At 73.1% G+C, this 19,518-nt stretch carries 15 protein-coding genes; 12 read left to right on the top strand and 3 right to left on the bottom strand.

Annotated features, from left to right (window positions below; translation table 11 throughout):
* The first annotated feature begins 82 nt into the window (after nt 1-82).
* The 10 genes from BJ971_RS32805 (at nt 83) to BJ971_RS32760 (ending at nt 13,175) form a co-directional block, all read left to right on the top strand.
* Nucleotides 83-988 carry a single-stranded DNA-binding protein gene (locus tag BJ971_RS32805; RefSeq protein ID WP_184999231.1) on the top strand — a complete coding sequence of 302 codons (906 nt, stop codon included), beginning with the start codon at nt 83-85 and terminating at the stop codon, nt 986-988.
* Nucleotides 989-1,922: 934 nt separating this feature from the next.
* Complete coding sequence (locus tag BJ971_RS32800; protein WP_184997027.1) at nt 1,923-2,891, top strand: cobalamin biosynthesis protein; 969 nt, start codon at nt 1,923-1,925, stop codon at nt 2,889-2,891.
* A 73-nt stretch (nt 2,892-2,964) separates the two neighbouring features.
* A complete protein-coding gene (locus tag BJ971_RS32795; protein WP_184997024.1) occupies nt 2,965-4,557 on the top strand; it encodes a cobyric acid synthase in 1,593 nt (530 codons plus the stop codon).
* The gene (locus BJ971_RS32790) at nt 4,554-5,162 is read left to right on the top strand and encodes a uridine kinase family protein (protein ID WP_184997022.1); all 609 of its coding nucleotides are present in this window, start codon (nt 4,554-4,556) and stop codon (nt 5,160-5,162) included. Before BJ971_RS32795 ends, BJ971_RS32790 begins: the two co-directional genes overlap by 4 nt.
* A gap of 40 nt (nt 5,163-5,202) precedes the next feature.
* Nucleotides 5,203-6,273 (top strand): M48 family metallopeptidase, encoded by a 1,071-nt coding sequence (locus BJ971_RS32785; RefSeq protein ID WP_184997020.1) that lies wholly within the window; start codon nt 5,203-5,205, stop codon nt 6,271-6,273.
* A gap of 61 nt (nt 6,274-6,334) precedes the next feature.
* Nucleotides 6,335-7,684 (top strand): dipeptidase, encoded by a 1,350-nt coding sequence (locus BJ971_RS32780; RefSeq protein ID WP_184997018.1) that lies wholly within the window; start codon nt 6,335-6,337, stop codon nt 7,682-7,684.
* Between the two features lies 1 nt (nt 7,685).
* On the top strand, nt 7,686-9,170 hold the full coding sequence (locus BJ971_RS32775) for an FAD-dependent monooxygenase (protein ID WP_184997016.1): 1,485 nt from the start codon (nt 7,686-7,688) through the stop codon (nt 9,168-9,170).
* A 111-nt stretch (nt 9,171-9,281) separates the two neighbouring features.
* Nucleotides 9,282-10,589, top strand: a complete 1,308-nt coding sequence (locus BJ971_RS32770) for an MFS transporter (RefSeq protein WP_239087749.1) — start codon at nt 9,282-9,284, stop codon at nt 10,587-10,589.
* A 120-nt stretch (nt 10,590-10,709) separates the two neighbouring features.
* A complete protein-coding gene (locus BJ971_RS32765) occupies nt 10,710-10,916 on the top strand; it encodes a hypothetical protein (RefSeq protein WP_184997012.1) in 207 nt (68 codons plus the stop codon).
* 696 nt (nt 10,917-11,612) lie between these two features.
* Complete coding sequence (locus BJ971_RS32760; RefSeq protein ID WP_184997009.1) at nt 11,613-13,175, top strand: ATP-dependent DNA ligase; 1,563 nt, start codon at nt 11,613-11,615, stop codon at nt 13,173-13,175.
* Between the two features lie 111 nt (nt 13,176-13,286).
* On the opposite strand, the gene BJ971_RS32755 is transcribed toward BJ971_RS32760, so the two are convergent.
* Both BJ971_RS32755 and BJ971_RS32750 read right to left on the bottom strand, forming a co-directional pair.
* A complete protein-coding gene (locus BJ971_RS32755; protein ID WP_239087750.1) occupies nt 13,287-13,715 on the bottom strand; it encodes a hypothetical protein in 429 nt (142 codons plus the stop codon).
* 10 nt (nt 13,716-13,725) lie between these two features.
* Nucleotides 13,726-14,550: an SURF1 family cytochrome oxidase biogenesis protein gene (locus BJ971_RS32750; protein WP_260415964.1), complete on the bottom strand. Its 825-nt coding sequence runs from the start codon at nt 14,548-14,550 to the stop codon at nt 13,726-13,728.
* Between the two features lie 105 nt (nt 14,551-14,655).
* Between BJ971_RS32750 and BJ971_RS32745 the strand changes: the two genes are divergently transcribed.
* Together BJ971_RS32745 and BJ971_RS32740 are read left to right on the top strand one after the other, a co-directional pair.
* Entirely contained in the window at nt 14,656-16,116 is a 1,461-nt protein-coding gene (locus BJ971_RS32745; protein WP_184997006.1) for a cobyrinic acid a,c-diamide synthase CobB, read from the top strand.
* A 270-nt stretch (nt 16,117-16,386) separates the two neighbouring features.
* Entirely contained in the window at nt 16,387-16,989 is a 603-nt protein-coding gene (locus tag BJ971_RS32740) for a TIGR03086 family metal-binding protein (protein WP_184997004.1), read from the top strand.
* 347 nt (nt 16,990-17,336) lie between these two features.
* Here BJ971_RS32740 and BJ971_RS32735 read toward each other — a convergent pair whose 3' ends face one another.
* Nucleotides 17,337-19,490 (bottom strand): transglycosylase domain-containing protein, encoded by a 2,154-nt coding sequence (locus BJ971_RS32735; protein ID WP_184997002.1) that lies wholly within the window; start codon nt 19,488-19,490, stop codon nt 17,337-17,339.
* Nucleotides 19,491-19,518: the final 28 nt, after the last annotated feature.

Raw genomic sequence — 19,518 nt, 5'->3', positions numbered from 1 at the left:
CAGCCCAGCAGGGCTTTCGAAGCGGACATCCGGGCATTCACTGCACGCTGCTTCCCAGATTCCCCACGTCGAAGGAGAAGCAGTGTTCGAGACGAACGTCGTTGTCGTCGGAAATGTCCTGACTGCGCCGGAGTGGCGCCGCACCACCAGCACCAACGCGCTGGTCGCCAACTTCCGGGTGGCGTCGACCGCGCGGCGGCTGGATCGGGAGACCGGCCGCTGGGTCGACGGCAACCAATTCCGTGTACGGGTCAACTGTTGGCGCCGTCTCGCCGAGGGCGTGGCGTCCTCGGTGACGGTCGGCGACCCGATCGTCGTGGCGGGTCGCCTGTTCACCCGCGACTGGACCGATGCCGACGGCAACCTGCGCACCACGTACGAGATGGAGGCGGTGTCGGTCGGTCACGACCTGGCCCGCGGCCGCGGCCGTTTCCTCCGCAACAAGCCGGCCGCCGCGACGAGCACGGTGGAGAACATGGAGGCGGACGGGCAGGTTCGCGGCGAGGCGGCGGAGCCGGTCTCCGACGAGGAAGCCCCGACCGTGTACGGAGAGGGCGTCCTCGACGGCGACGAGCCGACGTTCGAGGACGTCCCGGCGGGGCTGACCATGCGCGGCGGCACTCTCGAGCCGTTCGACATCGACATGGCGATCCCGCCGATCGACGAGCCGGGGTCGTCAGATGAGCCCAGGTCCTCGGATGTGCCCAGGTCTTCAGATGTGCCTGGGTCGTCGGATGTGGCCGGGTCTTCGGGTGTGCCTGGGTCGTCGGATGTGGCCGGGTCTTCGGGTGTGCCTGGGTCGTCGGATGTGGCCGGGTCTTCGGGTGTGGCCGGGTCTTCGGGCGAGGTCGGCGGCCTGGGGGAGCTTGGGCCGTCGAGAGGGCTCGATCCTTCTGGTGAGCCCGAGGTGGAGGCCGCGGGCGAGGGCGGCGGCGGGCGACGCGCGGGCCGTGGTCGTAGCAGCCGACGGCAGCCTGTGCCCGCCTGAGGTCTTCTGAGCTGCCGCCGCTGCGGGACCGGAGTTCCCCCGTGGGTTCCGCAGCGGCGGCGCCGGACCGGCCCTCCCTTCCATCCATCCGGCCGACAAACCTGTCGCTTGGCGCCGACCTCCGCGGCCGCCATCGCGTGGGAGTTCGGGCGGTGCGCACCGGTTGTGGGTGTGGATGGCCGAGGGCCGGCCGGCCGATGGGCCTCGCCGGGGGCCAGCGCGAGGTCCATCGGTCCGGCGGGTGGGCGCCCGGGTGGCGGGCGCCGCTCGCCCAGCCCCCTGCCGCGCGGCGCTGACTGCCGCCGGCGGCCCGGCCGTCGCCGTTCGACGGCGGCCGGGCCCTGAACCGCGGCGGCGGAAGGTTCCCCGTCCTCCGCCGCCGCTCGCCGACCCGGTCGATCCGGCGCCCTGGGGTGAGCGTCGAGAACGACCGGCCCGGCGGGTGGGTGTTCGGTGGTCGGCACCCACCCGCCATCCGGGCCGCCCGGCCCGCGCCTGGGGCGCTCCCCGCCCGGAGAGGCGCGTCCGCCCAGCACGGCGGAACCGCGCCCGCGCGGGCCGGGCGGCGTCGGCCGGCCGTCGCTCCACATCGCCGGGGCGGCGGCCGGCACGCGTCGCGATGCCGGAGTCAGCCGATAGGGCTCTCCGCGTGGCCGGGCCGGTCCAGGTCGCCGGCCACCTCGCCGTGCGGGCCTGGCACACGGCGCGGGTGCTCGGAACCCCGGCTGCCAGGGTGTCGGCCGGACACGCGGCGCGGTGCCCGGAACTGGTCTGACGCCAGGTGTTGGCCGGCATGTGGGTGCGGGTGCCTGAAGCCGGTCGCCCGGGGCGTCGGCCGCACGCGGTGTGGTGCCAGGGGAGGGGAGAAGTGTGGGTGGACCGGATGGCCGGGGGATGGGGTTACTAGGGTGGGCGAGTGGGAGGAACTGGGCGAATGCGGATCCTGAGGCCGGGTGCCGGCGCTGCCGATGCCGTCGGGCTGCTCGCGGGCTATGCCCTGGACGCGGCGTTCGGTGACCCCCGGCGCCTGCACCCCGTTGCCGGCTTCGGCCGGGCCGCCGGCGTGCTGGAACGTCGCCTCTACGCGCCGAAGCGCCGCGCCGGGGCGGCGTTCACCGCCGTGGCGGTCGGTGTTCCGGTCGCGGCCGGGCTTGCCGCCGCCGCGGTGACCCGGCGGCGGCCCGTGGCCCGGGCCGCGCTGGTCGCCGCCGCGACCTGGACCGTGCTCGGCGGGCGCACGCTGCGTCGCGAGTCCGCCGTGATGGCCAGGCACCTCGAGCAGGCCGACCTGCTCGCCGCGCGGGGGCGGCTCAGCCACCTCTGCGGCCGCGATCCCTCGGCCCTCGACGAGCCCGAACTCGCCCGCGCCACCGTCGAATCGGTCGCCGAGAACACCTCCGACGCGGTGGTCGCGCCGCTGCTCTGGGGCGGGCTGCTCGGCCTGCCCGGGCTGCTCGGCTACCGGGCCGCAAACACCCTCGACGCGATGGTCGGGCACCGGTCTTCGCGGTACGCCCGGTTCGGCACCCCGTCGGCGCGCCTCGATGACGTGCTCAACCTGTTGCCCGCCCGGCTCACCGGGCTGCTCACGATCGCCGCCGCACCGCTGGCGCGGGGTGAGAGCGCCGAGGCACTCCGGGTGTGGCGCCGGGACCGTAACGACCACCCCAGTCCCAACGCCGGGCAGTGCGAGTCCGCGATGGCAGGCGCGCTCGGCGTACGGCTGGGTGGGCGCAACGTCTACTTCGGACGTACCGAGACCCGGCCGTTGCTGGGTGACGGACCGCGGCCGTCCGCCGGCGATCTGCGCCGCGCGGCTCGGATCTCCGGCGCCGTCGGCGTCGGCGCCGTTGCGCTCGCCGCGGGCGTCGCGCTGCTCCGATCCGGCCTGGTGCGCCGATGAGCGAGCTTGCGAGCGAATCATCGGCTCCGCGCCCGACGCATGTCATCGCCGTAGCGCCGGCGGAGGCGATGGCATGAGCGGCGGGCTGCTGGTCGCGGGGACCACCTCGGACGCGGGCAAGAGCGTGCTCACCGCCGGGATCTGCCGGTGGCTGCACCGCCGCGGCGTCAAGGTCGCCCCGTTCAAGGCGCAGAACATGTCCAACAACTCCGTCGTCGTGGTCGGCGCCGACGGGCGCGGCGGCGAGATCGGGCGTGCACAGGCCATGCAGGCCGCCGCGTGCGGGATCGCGGCGGACATCCGCTTCAACCCGGTGCTGCTCAAGCCCGGCAGCGACTACTCCAGCCAGGTCGTGCTGCTCGGCCAGGCCGTCGACACCGTGACCGCGGGCAACTACCGGTCCCTGCGGCCGCGCCTCGCCGAGGCCGCGCACGCGACGCTGGCGGAGTTGCGCGCCGAGTACGACGCGGTGATCTGCGAAGGGGCGGGCAGCCCCGCCGAGATCAACCTGCGGGACGGCGACTTCGTCAACATGGGCCTGGCCCGGCACGCGGGGCTGCCGGCGATCGTGGTCGGCGACATCGACCGGGGCGGGGTCTTCGCCGCGCTGTTCGGCACGGTCGCGCTGCTCAGCGCCGAGGATCAGGCGTTGGTCAGCGGATTCGTCATCAACAAGTTCCGCGGTGACGCGGGCCTGCTGCAACCGGGGCTCGACATGATCACCGCCGCCACGGGGCGGCCCGTGCACGGCGTGCTGCCGTTCAACCTGGACGTGTGGCTGGACGCCGAGGACTCCCTGGCGTACGGGCGGGTGCTCGGCCGGCCCGCCGCGCCGCGCGGCACCGAGTGGTTGCGGGTCGCGGTGGTCCGCCTGCCGCGCATCTCCAACGCCACCGACGCCGAGGCCCTCGCCACCGAGCCGGGTGTCCAGGTTCGCCTGACCATCGAGCCCGCCGAGATCGCCGACGCCGACCTGGTCGTGCTGCCCGGTTCCAAGGCGACGGTCAGTGATCTGGCCTGGCTGCGCGAGACCGGCCTCGCCGACACGATCCGCGCGCACGCCGCGGCGGGCAAGCCGCTCGTCGGGATCTGCGGTGGCTTCCAGATGCTCGCCGGCACCATCCACGACGACGTCGAGAGCCGTCTCGGCACCGTCGCCGGCCTCGGCCTGCTGCCGGTCGACATCACGTTCGGCGAGCGGAAGACCCTGGCCCGGTCGCGGGGCGCGGCCTGGGGGCAGGTCCCGGTCAGCGGCTACGAGATCCATCACGGGTACGTGTCGGCGGGCGACCCCGAGCCGCTGATGCGGTACTCCGACGGCGCACCGGAGGGCGCGGTCGTCGGGGCGGTCTGCGGCACACACTGGCACGGCGCCTTCGAGTCGGACGAGTTCCGCCGCCGGTTCCTGACCGAGGCGGCCCGGCAGGCGGGCCGGACCGGCTTCGTGGTCGCGCCGGACACCCAATTCGCACAGGTACGCGAACGCGCGCTCGACGTGCTCGGTGACCTGGTGGAGGAGCACCTCGACACGGATGCGCTCTGGCGTCTCATCGAAACGGGTCCGCCGAACGACTTTCCGTTCATCCCGCCGGGCGCCCCGGCCGCCGCCGGGGGAGCCACCCCGCACCCCCGCACCGGTGCGGGCGAGGATCCGGGCACCGGATGAGCGCCGAGACCTATGCGGCCCTGGCCGAGCGGATTCTCGCCACCGAGCCCCGGCTCGGTCCCGTGCGGCTGGTGGCCGTCGACGGGCCAAGCGGGGCCGGCAAGAGCCGGTTCGCCGGACGGCTGGCCAAGGTTGCCGACATCCCTGTCGTGCACACCGACGATCTGCTCGACGGCTGGGACGACCAGTTCACCTTCTGGGAGCGGCTCGAGGAACAGGTGCTCGATCCGCTGCGGCACGGCCGGCCCGCCACCTACCGCCGCTACCTCTGGCACCGGGAGGAGTTCGGCGCGGACCCGGTCACCGTCGAGCCCGGTCCGGCCGTACTGCTGGAGGGCGTGACCGCCGCGCGGCGGGTGATCCGGCCGGAGCTTTCGTACTCCGTCCTGGTGACCGCGCCGCCCGAGCTGCGGTGGCGGCGTGCCATAGCCCGTGACGGGCGCGACGATGTTGCGTTTCGGGCGTACCTTGAGCGCTGGCGCGCAAACGAGGACGAGCACTTCGAGTCGGATGCCACCGCGGCGCACGTGGATCTTCTGGTCGACGGCGCGGCGGAGGGTACCGACGATAGGTACGAACGGCTCCGGCCGGCGCCGGCGGACTGAACCATGATCAGCCGTGAGAGCGGCGGAACGGGGACGGACGATGACGACCGACGACAGCCGCCCGGCGCGGCGCAGGATCACGCTGACCGGCATCAGCTCGCGGGCGTGGGAGCACCCCGCCGACCGCGGCGCCCTCACCGCCCTGCGTGAGCTGCGCGGTTTCGACGACGTCGTGAAGGCGTTCTTCGGCATGTGGAACGAGCGCGGTTTCCGCCTGGCCTACCTGGCCGGTGCCATCCGCGTCGACCACCGGCAGTATCCGCGGGTCTACCAGCGCTTCACCGAGGCGGCCGCCACGCTCGACGTGGCCGAGCTGCCCGAGCTCTACGTGGAACAGTCGCCGATGATCAACGGCCAGGCGATCGGCATGGACAAGCCGTTCATCGTCATCACCACCGGTGCCGTCGAGAAGCTCGACGACGAGGAGCTGCGCGCGCTGCTCGGCCATGAGATCGGTCATGTCCGCAGCGGCCACGCCGTCTACAAGACCATCATGATCATCCTCACCCGCTGGGCCGCGAGCCTCAGCTGGATGCCGGTCGGCGCCATCACGCTCCGGGCGATCATCGTGGCGATGTACGAGTGGTGGCGCAAGGCCGAGCTCTCCGCCGACCGGGCCGGCCTGCTCGCCGGCCAGGACCCGGCCGCCTCGCTGCGCCTGCTGATGAAGCTCGCCGGCGGCGGCGACCTCTCGCAGATCGACACGGCCGCGTTCCTGGAGCAGGCGGCCGAGTACGAGGGCGGCGGCGACCTGCGGGACAGCATCCACAAGCTGGGGATGACCGCGTGGAGCACCCACCCGGTGCCGGTCGCGCGCGCCAGCGAGCTGCGCCGGTGGATCGACGCCGGCGACTACGGACGGATCCTCGAGGGCGACTACCCGCGCCGCGACTCCGACGGCAACGCCTCGGTCACCGAGGACGTCAAGGCCGCCGCTGACTCGTACCGGCAGACGTTCAACACCTCGCAGGACCCGCTCGTCGGCCTGCTCCGCAAGTTCGGCGGTGGCGCCGCCGACATGGCCGGATCCGCCGCCCGGGGCGCCCGCGACTGGGCCAACCGGGGCCGTGGCGGCGAGGGGGAGACGCCGCCCGCGCCGCCGGAGAGCTGAGTCGTCCACAGCCCTTGAGGTGAGCACCCGGAGCCCGGCCCGTCCAGCCTAGGATCGCCTCATGAGCCTGACTGAAGACGAACTGCGCGCCGCGATCGCGCGGGAGCTGCCCGGTGTCCGTGCCGACCTGGAGCGGCTTGTCCGCATCCCCGGGATCGCGTTCGACGGCTTCGACCACTCGCACGTCGAGCGCTCCGCCGAGGCCGTCGCCGAGCTGCTGCGCGGCTGTGACCTCGAGGTGCAGATCGTCCGCGGTTCGGGCCAGCCCGCGGTCATCGGCCACAAGGCCGCCCCCGCGGGCGCGCCGACCGTCCTGCTCTACGCGCACCACGACGTGCAGCCGGCCGGCGACCCCGCGCTGTGGACCAGCGACCCGTTCGAGCCCGTCGAGCGCGACGGCCGCCTCTACGGCCGGGGCGCCGCCGACGACAAGGCCGGCGTGATGGCACACGTCGCGGCGCTGCGGGCGTTCGGCGACCGGCTGCCGGTCGGCGTCGTGGTCTTCGTGGAGGGCGAGGAGGAGTTCGGCTCCGAGTCGCTCGACGAGCTGCTCGTGGCGCACCGGGACACGCTGCGCTCCGACGTCATCGTCATCGCGGACTCCGGCAACTGGGACATCGGCGTGCCGGCCCTGACGACCTCGCTGCGCGGACTGGTCAACTGCTTCGTCGAGGTCAGCACCCTCGGCGCCGCGGTGCACAGCGGCATGTTCGGCGGTGCGGTGCCGGACGCGCTCACCGTCCTGGCGCGGCTCATCACCACCCTGCACGACGAGAACGGTGCGGTCGCCATCGAGGGCCTGATCGGCCGGGAGAACGCCACCGTCGACTACCCGGAGGAGCGCTTCCGCCACGAGTCCGGGATCCTCGACGGGGTCAAGCTGATCGGCGAGGGCCGGCTCACCGACCGGATCTGGTCCAAGCCGGCGGTCGCGGTGCTCGGCATCGACGCACCGAGGACCGACGGGGCACCCAACGCCCTGGTGCCCAAGGCGAAGGCCAAGCTGAGCGTGCGGCTCGCGCCCGGCGACGACTGGCAGTCGGCGTACGCGGCGATCCGCGCCCACCTCGAGAAGTTCGTGCCGTGGGGTGCGCGGGTCGAGGTGACGCTGGAGAGCGGCGGAGCGCCCTGCGTGATCGATGCGACCGGCCCGGCTTACGACGCCGCGCGGTCCGCGTTCCGCGACGCCTGGGACGGCGTCGCCCCGGTCGACATGGGCGTCGGCGGCTCGATCCCGTTCATCGCCACGTTCCAGGAGCTCTTCCCCGGCGCGGCGATCCTGGTGACCGGCGTCGAGGACCCCTACGCGGCCGCGCACGGCCCCAACGAGAGCCTGCACCTCGGCGAGTTCGCCCGGGTCTGCCTCGCCGAGGCGCTGCTCCTGCGCAACGTGGCCGCGCTGGGCAAGTGACATGACCGACGAGCTGAGCTGCGACGTTCTCGTGGTCGGTGCCGGTCCGACCGGGCTGATGCTGGCGAACTGGCTGGTGAAGCTCGGCGTCCGGGTGATCGTCGTGGACGGCAAGGACGGACCCACCCGGGAATCGCGGGCGTTGGTGGTCCAGGCGCGCAGCATCGAGGTGTACGACCAACTCGGCCTCGCCGACGCGGTCCTCGATGCGGCGCACCGGGCCGAGGCGCTCGCACCGGGCTTCGGCCGCCGCGTCTTCGGCCGGATCCCGCTCGGGCCGCTGGTCGGCGACGTCACGCCGTACCCGTGGATCGAGGTCTTGGAGCAGAGCCGCAACGAGCAGATCCTGTACGCGAACCTCCAGGCGCTCGGCGGCTCGGTCCGCTGGGGTGAATCGGTGACGTCGCTGACCGGGGGCGCCGACCGCGTCGAGGCGGTCGTCGGGGACATCACGATCACGGCCCGCTTCTGCGTCGGCGCCGACGGGGCCAACTCGGTGGTACGCAAGTCGCGCGCCATCGCGTTCGAGGGGGTCACCAACCCGCACACGTTCTACGTCATCGACGCGACGGAGACCTCCGGCCTGGTCGAGGACGCGATCAACGTGCGGCCCGGAAAGGCGGACTTCCTCCTCGGCTTCCCGATGCGGGGCCGCGGCACCTGGCGCCTGATCGGCCTGGTCCGCGACGAGGACGCCGACGGCAAACTGGCCGAGGAGGACGCGCGCGCCAGGATGCAACGCGACTTCGCGGTGACTTACGCGCAGTCCCGCTGGTTCGCCACCTACAAGGTCCACCACCGGGTCGCCGGGAAGTTCCGGGACGGCCCGTTCTTCCTCGCCGGGGACGCCGCGCACGTGCACTCCCCGGTCGGCGGCCAGGGCATGAACACGGGCCTACAGGACGCGCACAACCTGGCCTTCAAGCTGGCCGACGTGGTGCACGGCCGCGCCGCCGACGCCTGGCTCGACCGCTACGAGGCCGAGCGGCGGCCGGTCGCGAAGACCCTGGTGGCGACGACCGACCGGCTGTTCGGTTTCATCACCTCGCAGAAGACGTCGCTGCGCGTCCTGCGCCGGGTGGCCGTGCCGGTGCTGGCGTCGATCGGCGTCCGGGCGCTGCCGCGCACGGCGGGCGCGTCGCGTCTCTTCGAGTACGTGTCGCAGACCCGCATCCGCTATCAACTGACCCCGGACGCGCAGTCGGACCCGGTCGTCGGCCGCCGGCTGAGGTGGGCCGGCGGCAACTTCGAGGTGCTGCGCTCCCTGCAATGGCAGATTCACGGGTACGGCGGGCTGACCGAGTCCGACGCGCCGGACCTGGGGCTGCCCGTGCACCTGTTCGACCCGGCGCCGCAGACGACGCTGCTCCCGGGACAGCTCTACCTGGTGAGGCCGGACGGGTTCGTGGCGGCGCAGGCGACGCCGGCGGAAGCGGCCGAGGTCTTCCGGCGCGCGATGCCGCCCGCAGCCGCGCACCACGCTTGACCCTAAGGCAGCGCCGGCGCTGCCCTCGTCGTCGTGTCGGGTCGCTCGCCCGGGTGCGCTTGTATGAAACGCGCCCACCAGCTGTCCACGCCGGAAGGACCCGTCACTCCCATGGCCACCAAGGCGTACACCGATTCGCCGGCCGCGCGCGAGGCCCTACAGCGCAGAACCCTGCGCGTCGTCATGACCTCCCAGGTGTTCGGCGGTGCCGGCCTCGCCGCCGGGGTCACGGTCGGCACGTTGCTGGCCGCGGACATGCTGGGCACCAGCAGCCTGTCCGGGCTGCCGGTGGCGCTGTTCACCGCCGGGTCCGCCGCTGCCGCCCTGCTGGTCGGCCGGCTCTCGCAGCGCCTCGGCCGCCGCGCCGGACTGACCGCCGGGTACGCCGCCGGCGCGATCGGCGGCGCCGGAGTGGTGCTGGCCGCCGCCGTCGACAGCGTCCCCCTGCTGATGGTGTTCCTGCTCGTCTACGGCGCGGGTACCGCCACCAACCTCCAGGCGCGCTACGCCGGCGCCGACCTCGTCGGCCCGCAGCGCCGGGGCCGCGCCGTCAGCTCCGTTCTCGTCGCCACCACCCTCGGCGCGGTCGCCGGCCCGAACCTCGTCGCCACCACCGGCGACCTCGCCCGGCAGGTCGGCATTCCGGCCCTGGCCGGCCCGTTCGGCCTCGCCGCGATCGCCTACGCCCTCGCCGGCGCGGTCCTGTTCGCGCTGCTGCGCCCGGACCCGCTGCGGATATCACGCCGCATAGCCGCCGCCGAGCCGCCGGACACGGCCGCCGCCGGCCCGCATCCGACCTCGGCCGGCGGGCCGACCACGGCCGGCGGGCCGACCACGGCCGGCGGGCCGACCGCCGGCGGCGTCATGGCCGGGGCGACCACGATGGTCCTCACCCAGCTCGTGATGGTCGCCGTCATGGCCATGACCCCGATCCACATGCGGGCACACGGCCACGACCTGCACGCGACCGGCCTGGTCATCGCCGTCCACATCGCCGGCATGTACCTGCCGTCCCCGCTGACCGGCCTGCTCGTCGACCGCGTCGGCCGCGTACCCGTGGCGGTCGCATCCGGGCTGACGCTGCTCGTCGCCGGTGTGGTCGCGGCGAGCGCACCCACCGATTCGGTCGCCGCTCTGGCTCTGGCCCTTGCCCTGCTCGGCCTGGGCTGGAACCTCGGCCTGGTGTCCGGCACCGCCATGGTCACCGACGCGCTGCCGTTGCAGACCCGGGCCAGCACGCAGGGCGCCGTCGACCTGTGCGTGGCGCTCGCCGGTGCGGGCGCCGGCATCGCCAGCGGCTTGATCCTCTCCGCCACCAGCTACGCGACTCTCGCTCTGGGCGGCGGGTTCCTCGCGCTGGCCATCATCCCGCTCATCGCGCGCCGACGACCGGCCGACGCCACCGTCTCGCCGGGCTGACCGGCCAGCACACCCGTCGCACACCGCGCCCGCAGCGACAGCGCGCCGTCGGGAAACAACCGACCAACGGACGTGGCGAGTCGGGTGCGGAACCTAGATCAGTCCTGTTAGGATTCGAACATGAGTTCGAATGACGCTATCGCGGCGCTCCGCGCCGCCGGCAGTGCTCTGGGGGACGTCGACGTCTCCGGGTGGGACGAGGCCGCCCTCAACGACAAGCTCGCTGAGTTGTCCGACGCCCTCTGCCAACTCGACGCACAGGTCAGTCGTGTCGCCGACGCGGTTCGCGCGCGCGGCTTCCGGGTCGCGGAGCCGGTCGCCGCCTGACCGTGCCCACTGTCCCGGCCCTGCCGCCCCGGCGCATCCCGTCGTCGCGATCCGCCGGTGCCAGACCTACGACCGGGATGTCTGCGGCCCGGTCCCGGCGCAAAGCGCCAAACCTGCCCTGGGGTGACCTGGCCTCGCGAGCCAGGGCTTCTTCGTTCCAGATCGTCCGCCGCGTCACGCCGGGTTCGCCCGGTTTCATCTCGCTCGGCCTGTCGTCGTCACCGTCGTAGCGCGGGCCGAGCGTTACGAGCGTCCGCTGATGCGGCATCCGCACGAGCCTGTCCCGGGCCACCGCCTGTCCCGGGCCACCGCCTGTCCCGGGCTACCGCTTGTCCCGGGCTACCGCTTGTCCCGGGCTACCGCTTGTCCCGGGCTACCGCTTGTCCCGGGTCACTGCCTGTCCCGGGCTACCGCTTGTCCCGGGCTACCGCTTGTCCCGGGTCACTGCCTGTCCCGGGCTACCGCTTGTCCCGGGCTACCGCTTGTCCCGGGTCACTGCCTGTCCCGGGTCACTGCCCGTCCAGGCCACTGTGTGGCCGGTGGCCGCCGCGCGGGCCGGTAGCCGCCGAACCCGGCCGGTTTCGGCGGGTAGGCCGGGGCTGTCCGGTCAGCTCGGGTCCGATCGAGGCCGGTGTCGACCGCTTCACGGGGGAGCGCGTCGCCACCGGCCCGCGAATGTCGTAGGGGGCTGCCAGGATGGGGTTCGTGCAGTTCCTCGACCTGGCAGCCACCTCGGCAGCCGTCTCCGCGACATCTGGCCGCAAGGCCAAGATCGACCTGCTCGCCGCCGCACTGCGTCGCCTCGACCCCGCCGAGCTGGCCGCGGGTTCCGCCTACCTCGCCGGTGAGCTGCGGCAGCGGCAAACCGGCGTCGGCTATGCCGGCCTCCGGGACCGGCCTGCCCCGGCCGCCGAGCCCACCCTCACCGTGGCCGAGGTCGACGCGCGGATCGCCGAGATCTCGGTGGTCTCCGGGGTCGGCTCGCAAGCCCGCCGCCGCGAACTGCTCGCCGGGCTCTTCGGCCGGGCGACGGCCGACGAGCAGCGGCTGCTGGTCGGCCTCTTCAGCGGCGAGCTACGCCAGGGCGCGCAGGCCGGACTGCTCGCCGACGCCATCGCACGTGCCGCGGAGGTGCCCATCGCGGAGGTCCGCCGGGCGCTCCTGCTCTCCGGCGACCTCAAGCAGGTAGCCGTCGCCGCGCTGACCGGCGGGTCGGCGGCGCTCGCCGAGTTCAGCCTGCGGGTCGGCACGCCGCTGACTCCGATGCTGGCCGGCAGCGCCCCGGACGTCGGCGCCGCGCTGCTGGCGACCGGGGCCCCGGCCACCGTCGACGTCAAGCTCGACGGCATCCGCATTCAGGTGCACCGCTCCGGTGATGAGGTGGCCGTCTTCACCCGCAGCCTCGACGACATCACGTCCCGGCTGCCCGACGTCGTCGCCGCCGTCCGGACGCTGCCGGCGCGGGAGATCGTCCTCGACGGCGAGGCGATGGCCCTCGACGCGCGGGGCCGACCCCGGCCGTTCCAGGAGACGTCCAGCCGCGCGGCCACCCGCGGCGCCCGGCGCGGCGGCGAGGCCGGCCCGAGCGCAGGCCCGGCACTGGTTCCCTACTTCTTCGACCTTCTGCACCTGGACGGCACCGACCTGCTGGATGAGCCCGGCCGGGTGCGCTGGGCGGCACTCGCCGACGCGCTGCCCGCCGGCCTGATCGTCGGCCGCCGGACCGTCGAGACCGAGGAGCAGGCCGCCGAGGCCTTCGCGGCCGCCCTCGCCGCCGGCCAGGAGGGCATCGTGGTCAAGGCGCAGGAGGCGCCCTACGACGTGGGCCGCCGCGGCGCCGCCTGGGTCAAGGTCAAGCCCCGCCACACTCTCGACCTGGTCGTGCTGGCGGTGGAGTGGGGCCACGGCCGGCGCCAGGGCTGGCTGTCCAACCTGCACCTCGGTGCCCGGGACCCGCACACCGGCGGGTTCGTGATGCTCGGCAAGACCTTCAAGGGCCTCACCGACGAGTTGCTGCGCTGGCAGACCGAGCGGTTCAAGGAGCTGGCGATCGACGACTCCGGCTGGGTGGTCACGGTCCGACCCGAACAGGTGGTGGAGATCGCCTTCGACGGGGTGCAGACCTCGCCGCGCTATCCCGGTGGCGTGGCGCTGCGGTTCGCCCGGGTGCTGCGCTACCGCGACGACAAGCGCGCGGAGGAGGCGGACACGATCGACATGGTCAAAGCCCTCGGAATGCCCGCGACCCCGGACGCCTGAACTGACCCAATGCGCTGCGCTGCCACGAGGGCAAGCGGCGGAGGCCATCGACGTGGTCGAGGCCAGGGAGCGCGTGCAGCCCCGATGCCTGGGCCGGTTGGAGGCGCTGTGTCAGAGGGAGGCCAGGGACCGGACGTAGTTGACCTGCTGGTGGACATAGGTCACCTGGGACTGGTCCGTCACCGGGATGCGCGCGACGTATTGACGAGTGGCGTTGGTCACCGTCACCTGCACCGTTCCGCGCGGGATGGTGACCTTGACCAGCAGGAACAGCAGGCTGAAGACCGTCAGCACGCAGAAGCCCACGATCGCGGCGACGATCGCCCAGGTCGGGATCTTCTGCTCGCTGTGCCAGTAGTCGTTGACCGTCCAGGTCGAGCCCGCCAGGGGGATGTCGCCCGCCGGCGTGTGCACCACCGTCGACGTCACGCCCATGTCGCCGATCTGGATGACCACGGGGCCGGGCACCATCGGGTCCACCGGCGGGGGCGGCGCCGGCACGCTCCACGGGTCGCTCGCGGTCGGGTCCGGGAAGGTCACCCGATAAACCCTAGTCGGGCTGTCGCGTACTGGGAACGGTCGTGAGCCGCTGGTCCGCGGCCGCCACCCGGTCCACGCGCTTCTTCGGCGCGTCGCCGTTCGCCTCCTTGCGCGCCTGCCACCCGAACGCCAGCAGCGCCATCACGGCGAACAGCCACCACTGGACCGCGTACCCGCCGTTCTGCCAGGAGTCCTCGTGGTCGATCGGGATGGCCTGGAAGCCTGGTGCCGGGTCGCTGAGCAGCACGTACGCCCCGTACACGGGGAAGGGTAGTTCCTTCGCCAGCTTGGGCACCGAGATGCGCCGGGTGTCGATCCGGCCGTCGCGGTGCTCGATCGGCGACGGGCGGCTCTCGGACAGGTGCACCTGGCCGACCACGGTGACCTCGCCCGTCGGCGGGGCCGAGGCCACGGGGGCCGAGACGGCGTCGCCGTTCGCGGACGGGACCCAGCCCCGGTCGACCAGGACGGCGGTGCCGTCCGCCAGCACAAGCGGCGTGACGATCTCGAAGCCCACCGCGCCGTCGACCGTCCGGCCGCGCGCCTGGATCTCGTGCGCCGGGTCGTAGTGCCCGGTGACGGTGACCTTCGTCCAGGCCGCGTCCTTGCCGGGGTATGCGCCCGGCGTGCCGGCCGCGGTGGGCCGGGCCAGCACGGACGCCAGCGGAACCGCCGGGATGGAGTCGGCCGCGTCGATGCGGGTATTGATCGCGCTGCGTTCCTGGTACCGGTGCAGCTGCCAGTTGCCGAGCATCACCATGACCACCGACGCGGCCACGGTGAGCGCCGCGCCGGCCAGCCAGCGGGGCGTCAGCAGGAACCGGTACACGATCAGAGGCTACCCGGCTCCCGTCGGCGGCTCGCGCCTGGCAGGTAGGGTGCGATGTCCGACCGTCAATATCACGTAGTCGCAGTTTTCCGTATCCCCGAGGGAGCCATGATGTCCGCCCACTCGCGCGTAGTGGTGAGCGCACCCTCGTCGGGACATGGCAAGACCGCTATCGCGGTCGGCCTGCTCGCCGCCTGTAGCGCGCGGGGGGTTCCGGCCGCCGGCTTCAAGGTCGGCCCCGACCACACCGACGCCGCCTATCTGGGCCTGGCCGCGGGCCGCCCGGGTCGCAACCTGGACCCGCGCCTGGTCGGCGCGCAGCGAATCGCTCCGCTCTTCGCGCACGGCGCGGCCGGATCGCAGGTCGCGGTCATCGAGGGCGCGATGGGCCTGTTCGACAGCCTGACCGGACAACCCGAGATCGACGGTACGGCCGCAGTCGCCGCCGCCCTGCGCGCGCCGGTGATCCTGGTTGTCGACGTGGCGGCGATGGGCCACTCCCTGGCGGCGCTGGTGCACGGGTTCCGGATGTTCGACGAGATGGTGCACCTCGGCGGCGTCATCCTGAACCGGGTCGCCTCGCCGCGGCACGAGGAGATGCTCCGGACGGCTCTGGACGACATCGGCATGCCGGTGCTGGGCGCGCTGCGCCGCGGCGACCTGCCCGCCGTGCTGCCGGCCCGCGCGCAGGGCTCGGTGCCGGTCGCGCACCACAGCGTGGAGGCCGTCCGCGCGGTGCGCCGGCTCGGCGAGGCCGTCGCGAGCGCACTCGACATCGACCGCGTCCTCGCGCTTGCCGACGCGGCGCCGCCGCTGCCCGGCCAGGCCTGGTCGCCGATCGACGCGCTGGCCGACGGTTCCGGCGAGCCCCCGGTCCCGCCCGAGAACCGGCCGGTGGTCGCGCTGGCCGGCGGTCCGGGCGCCGTCTACACGTACGTGGAAGCGGTGGAGTTGCTCACCGCCGCGGGCGCGGACGTGGCGATCGTCGACCCGCTGCGCGACGAGGCCCTGCCGCTGGGCACCCGGGCGCTGATGATCGGCGCGGCGCTGCCCGAGGGCTACGCCGAGGAGCTCTCCGCGAACCGCCGCCTGTGCGCGGCGGTGAGCCAGCTGGCCCACGAGGGCCGCCCGATCATCGCGGAGGGCGTCGGCCTGCCATGGCTGGGCCGCGACTTCGACGGCCGCCCGATGTGCGGCGTCCTGGACGTGTCGGCGCAGACCGCGGGGGTGACGATCGCGGGCTACCGCGAGGCGACCGCACCGGCGACCTCCCCGCTCGCCCCGGCCGGAGCGCGCATCACCGGGTACAAGCAGCACCGTGCGATCGTCGCGCCGCGCGCCGGGCAGGTACCGGCGTGGACCTGGGCGGGCGGAAACCCGGAAGGCTTCGTGTGGCGGCAGGTGCATGCCTCGCAGCTCGGGCTGCACTGGGCGGGCGCACCGGAGATCGCGCGCCGGGTGGTCGCGGCCGCGCTGGCGCCCGCCCCGGGCATGGGCCCCGCCCAGCCGGAGGACGACGATCCCGGCGAGCAGACCCTCTCCCTCTCCGCGATCACCCCGCCACAGGCCTGACACTCCTACGGCGGCCGCGGTGAGTGCGGCGGCCGCGGTGAGTGCGGCGGCCGCGGTGAGTGCGGGCCAGTGAGCGTGGCGGCCGCGCGTTGGGCGCGGTCTGGGCGGTGAGCGCGGAGAACACGTTGGTCGCGCAGTGGGCGGGGGCGGCGGGCGGTGGAGGGGCCGCGTTGGCCGGTCCCGGTTCCGCTGCGAAGACCCACTCGGAGTCCGGCGATTGTCGCACCCCGGCCGTACGGTGAGGGTGTTCCGCGAGAAGGGAGCACCGCCGTGGCCGATCGTGTCCCCCTGGATTTCTCCCCACCGGTTCGCCAGATCCGGGCCCTGCTACTTGGCGTCACCGACGACCACCTCGGCTCCCCGACTCCCTGCCCCGACTGGACGGTCGGCGATCTCCTCGATCACCTGACAGGGCTCTGCTGGGCGTTCACGCAGGCCGCGCAGAAGACCGACGCGCCCGGCTCCGACTCCCCGCCGCCCCGGCCGTCGGCCGCCAACCTGGCGCCGCACTGGCGCAGCCGGCTCCCGGTCGTCCTCGAGGAACTGGCGATCGCCTGGCGGTCGCCGGCGGCGTGGGAGGGCACGGCCCGGGCGGGCGGCGTCACCATGCCGGCCGCGGCGATGGGCACGGTCGCGATCAACGAGTTGATCATGCATGGGTGGGACCTGGCCCGGGCCACCGGGCAGGAGTACGCCGCGGATCCGCGGATCCTGGAGCAGTTGATCGAGTTCCTGTCCCAGGGCCCCCGGGAGGGCACGCCCGGCCTGTTCGGCCCGGTCGTGGAGGTAGACGACGAGGCCGACCTCCTGGAGCAGACGGTCGCCCTGGCCGGCCGCAACCCGCACTGGAGGCCGATCTCGTCGGCCCACTGACGACAGCCCTGGGACCGCCGGCCCACCGCAACCCGCGCTGAGGTCCGACCTCTTTGGCTGGCCGCAGCCGGTGCTGGCGGCCGACCTTCCTGGCGGCCGTAACCCGTGTTGGAGGCTGAATTCGTCGGCCCACTGACGGCAGCGCTCGGACCGGCGGCCGGTCGCAGCCGGTGCTGGTAGCCGGCCTCCATGGCCGGCGCCAATCCGCGCAGGCGGCTGCCCTCGGCGGTCCACTGGCGGCAGCGGCCGGAGCCTGGTCGGACCGCACCCCGCGCCGTCGGCCGACCTCGTCCACCGACGGCGGCTGCCGGGCAGGGCCTTGGGCCGCATGACCGTGATGGAGCGGGCTACCAGCCGCCGTGGACCATTTCGTCCGGTGGCGGGGTGAACTTCAGCTTCGGCTTGCCCTTGAGGGCGTCCTTCAGCGTCTGCGCCACCGTGTACTTGGAGATCGTTCCCCGGCTCGTACCCACCGTGTTGTCCGGGTTGTCGGGGTCCGCCACGAAGGCCGCTGCCGCCAGCTGCGGCGTGAACCCGCAGAACCAGGCGCTCCGGTTGCTGTCCGTCGTCCCGCTCTTGCCCGCCACCGGCCGGTTCATCACCGCGTGCACCATGGGCGACGTCTCCCAGCCGCCGCATCCGCCCTTGGCCGCGCCGTAGCCCGTGACGCACCGGGCCGCGTCCGTGGCGGCCTGCGCCACCTCGGGGCGCAGCGCCCGATGGCAGCGTGGGCCGGCGACCTTCTTCCCCCGGTACTCCAGCGAGGTTCCGTCCCGGGTATTGATCATGCGGACGGGCAGCGGTTCGCAGTACTTGCCCTCGGCGGCCACGGTCGCGAAGACGTTCGCCATCTCGACCGGGGTCACGTCGCTGACGCCCAGGGTGAACGCTCCCCAGCCGTCGGCGTGGTCCGGGCCGGCCAGCGTCCGGTCGATCTCGGTGCGCCACTTCAGGCCGAGCCGTTCCGCCATCTGGACCGCCTTCTCGGCGCCGACCTTCTCCTCGAGCTGCACGAAGTACGTGTTCACCGACTTGCCGAAGCCGCTCCACATGGTCTGCCGCCCGGTCATCGATTTGCTGGCGTTCTTGGGGCACCAGTGCACCCCGCAGGTCGCCGGGCCGGGCGCCGTGATGTATTTCGACACGTAGCGCTTCGGGGCGTTGAAGGACGTGTTCAGCGGCATGCCCGCGTCCAGGGCCGCCAGCAGCGTGAAGATCTTGAAGGTTGAGCCGGCCTGGTAGCCGGCCATGTCGCCGCCGCCGAGCAGGGGGTTGACCGTGTTCGGGTAGTTGCCCTTGGCCTCGTCGCGCTTGCGGCGGTCGCTGTGCTTGCCGTTCTTCTTCTGGCTCAGCGCGTACTTGCGGTTCACCGCCATCGCCTTGATCCGGCCGGTGCCGGGCTCGATGACGACCTCGCCGTGCGCGTAGACGCTGCGCTTCTTCTCCTTGTCCAGGACGTGCTTGATCGCCGATTTCTGGATCTTCGGGTCGATCGTGGTGACGACCTTGTAGCCGCCGCGGCGCAGGTTCTCCAGGCGCTCCCGGGCCGTCTTGCCGAACGCCGGCTGCTCCATCCACCAGTTGCGCAGGTAGTCGCAGAAGAAGCCCCAGTCGTTGTGCTTCTTCGGCACCGAGACGCAGTCGTTCGGCGGGGTGGTCAGCTTCAGCTGGATCGGGGTCTTCTTGGCCGCCGCGGCCTGGGCCGCGGTGATCGAGCCGATCTTGACCATCTGGTCGATGACGTAGTCGCGCCGCTCGGTGGCGGCGGTCTGGTCGTTCGTCGCCGGGTCGTACGCCGACGGCGCCTTGACCACCCCGGCTAGCAGGGCCGCCTCGGTCAGGGTCAGGTCCTTCGGCTTCTTGGAGAAGAAGACCTCTGAGGCGGCGAAGATCCCGTACGCGCGGTGCCCGAAGTACGCCGAGTTCAGGTACTTCTCCAGGATCTCGGACTTGGAGATCCGCTTCTCCAGTTCGAGCGCGAGCCGCATCTCCCGCAGCTTGCGCGCGGTGGTCTGCTCGGTGGCCTTGAGCGCCTGCATCGGGGTCTTGGCGCCGTCGCGCAGCGCCATCCGGACGTACTGCATGGTCAGCGTCGAGGCGCCCTGCGAGACGCCGCCGGCCTGCTGGTTCGCGACGAAGGCCCGGGCGACGCCCTTGGCGTCGACGCCGTTGTGCTCGTAGAAGCGGCTGTCCTCGGACGCCACGATCGCCTTGGTGATGAACGGCGACATCTCCGCGATGTCGACGGGCCGGCGGTGCTCCTCGTAGAACGTGGTCAGCAGGGTCCGGCCGTCGTTGGCGTACACGTAGGTGGTCTGTGCCGAGGGGACCTCGATGAGCTCCTCCGGCATGCTCTTGAGCGCGACGGCGCCGTCCTTGGCGGCGGCGCCGGCGAGCGCTACCAGCGGGAAGATCAGGGCGGCGACCGCGACCCCCGCGATGAGCCCGGCCCGGACGAGCGGGGCGATCCGTCCAGCTTTGGCGAGTCGGCTCTTCGTCACTTCTCGAAGGTATGACAAAACCGCTCAT

It is taken from the genome of Amorphoplanes digitatis (assembly GCF_014205335.1).
Lineage (GTDB): Bacteria > Actinomycetota > Actinomycetes > Mycobacteriales > Micromonosporaceae > Actinoplanes > Actinoplanes digitatus.
The sequence above is the reverse complement of the archived record's forward strand: the minus strand, read 5'-3'. Positions and strand labels throughout refer to the sequence as shown.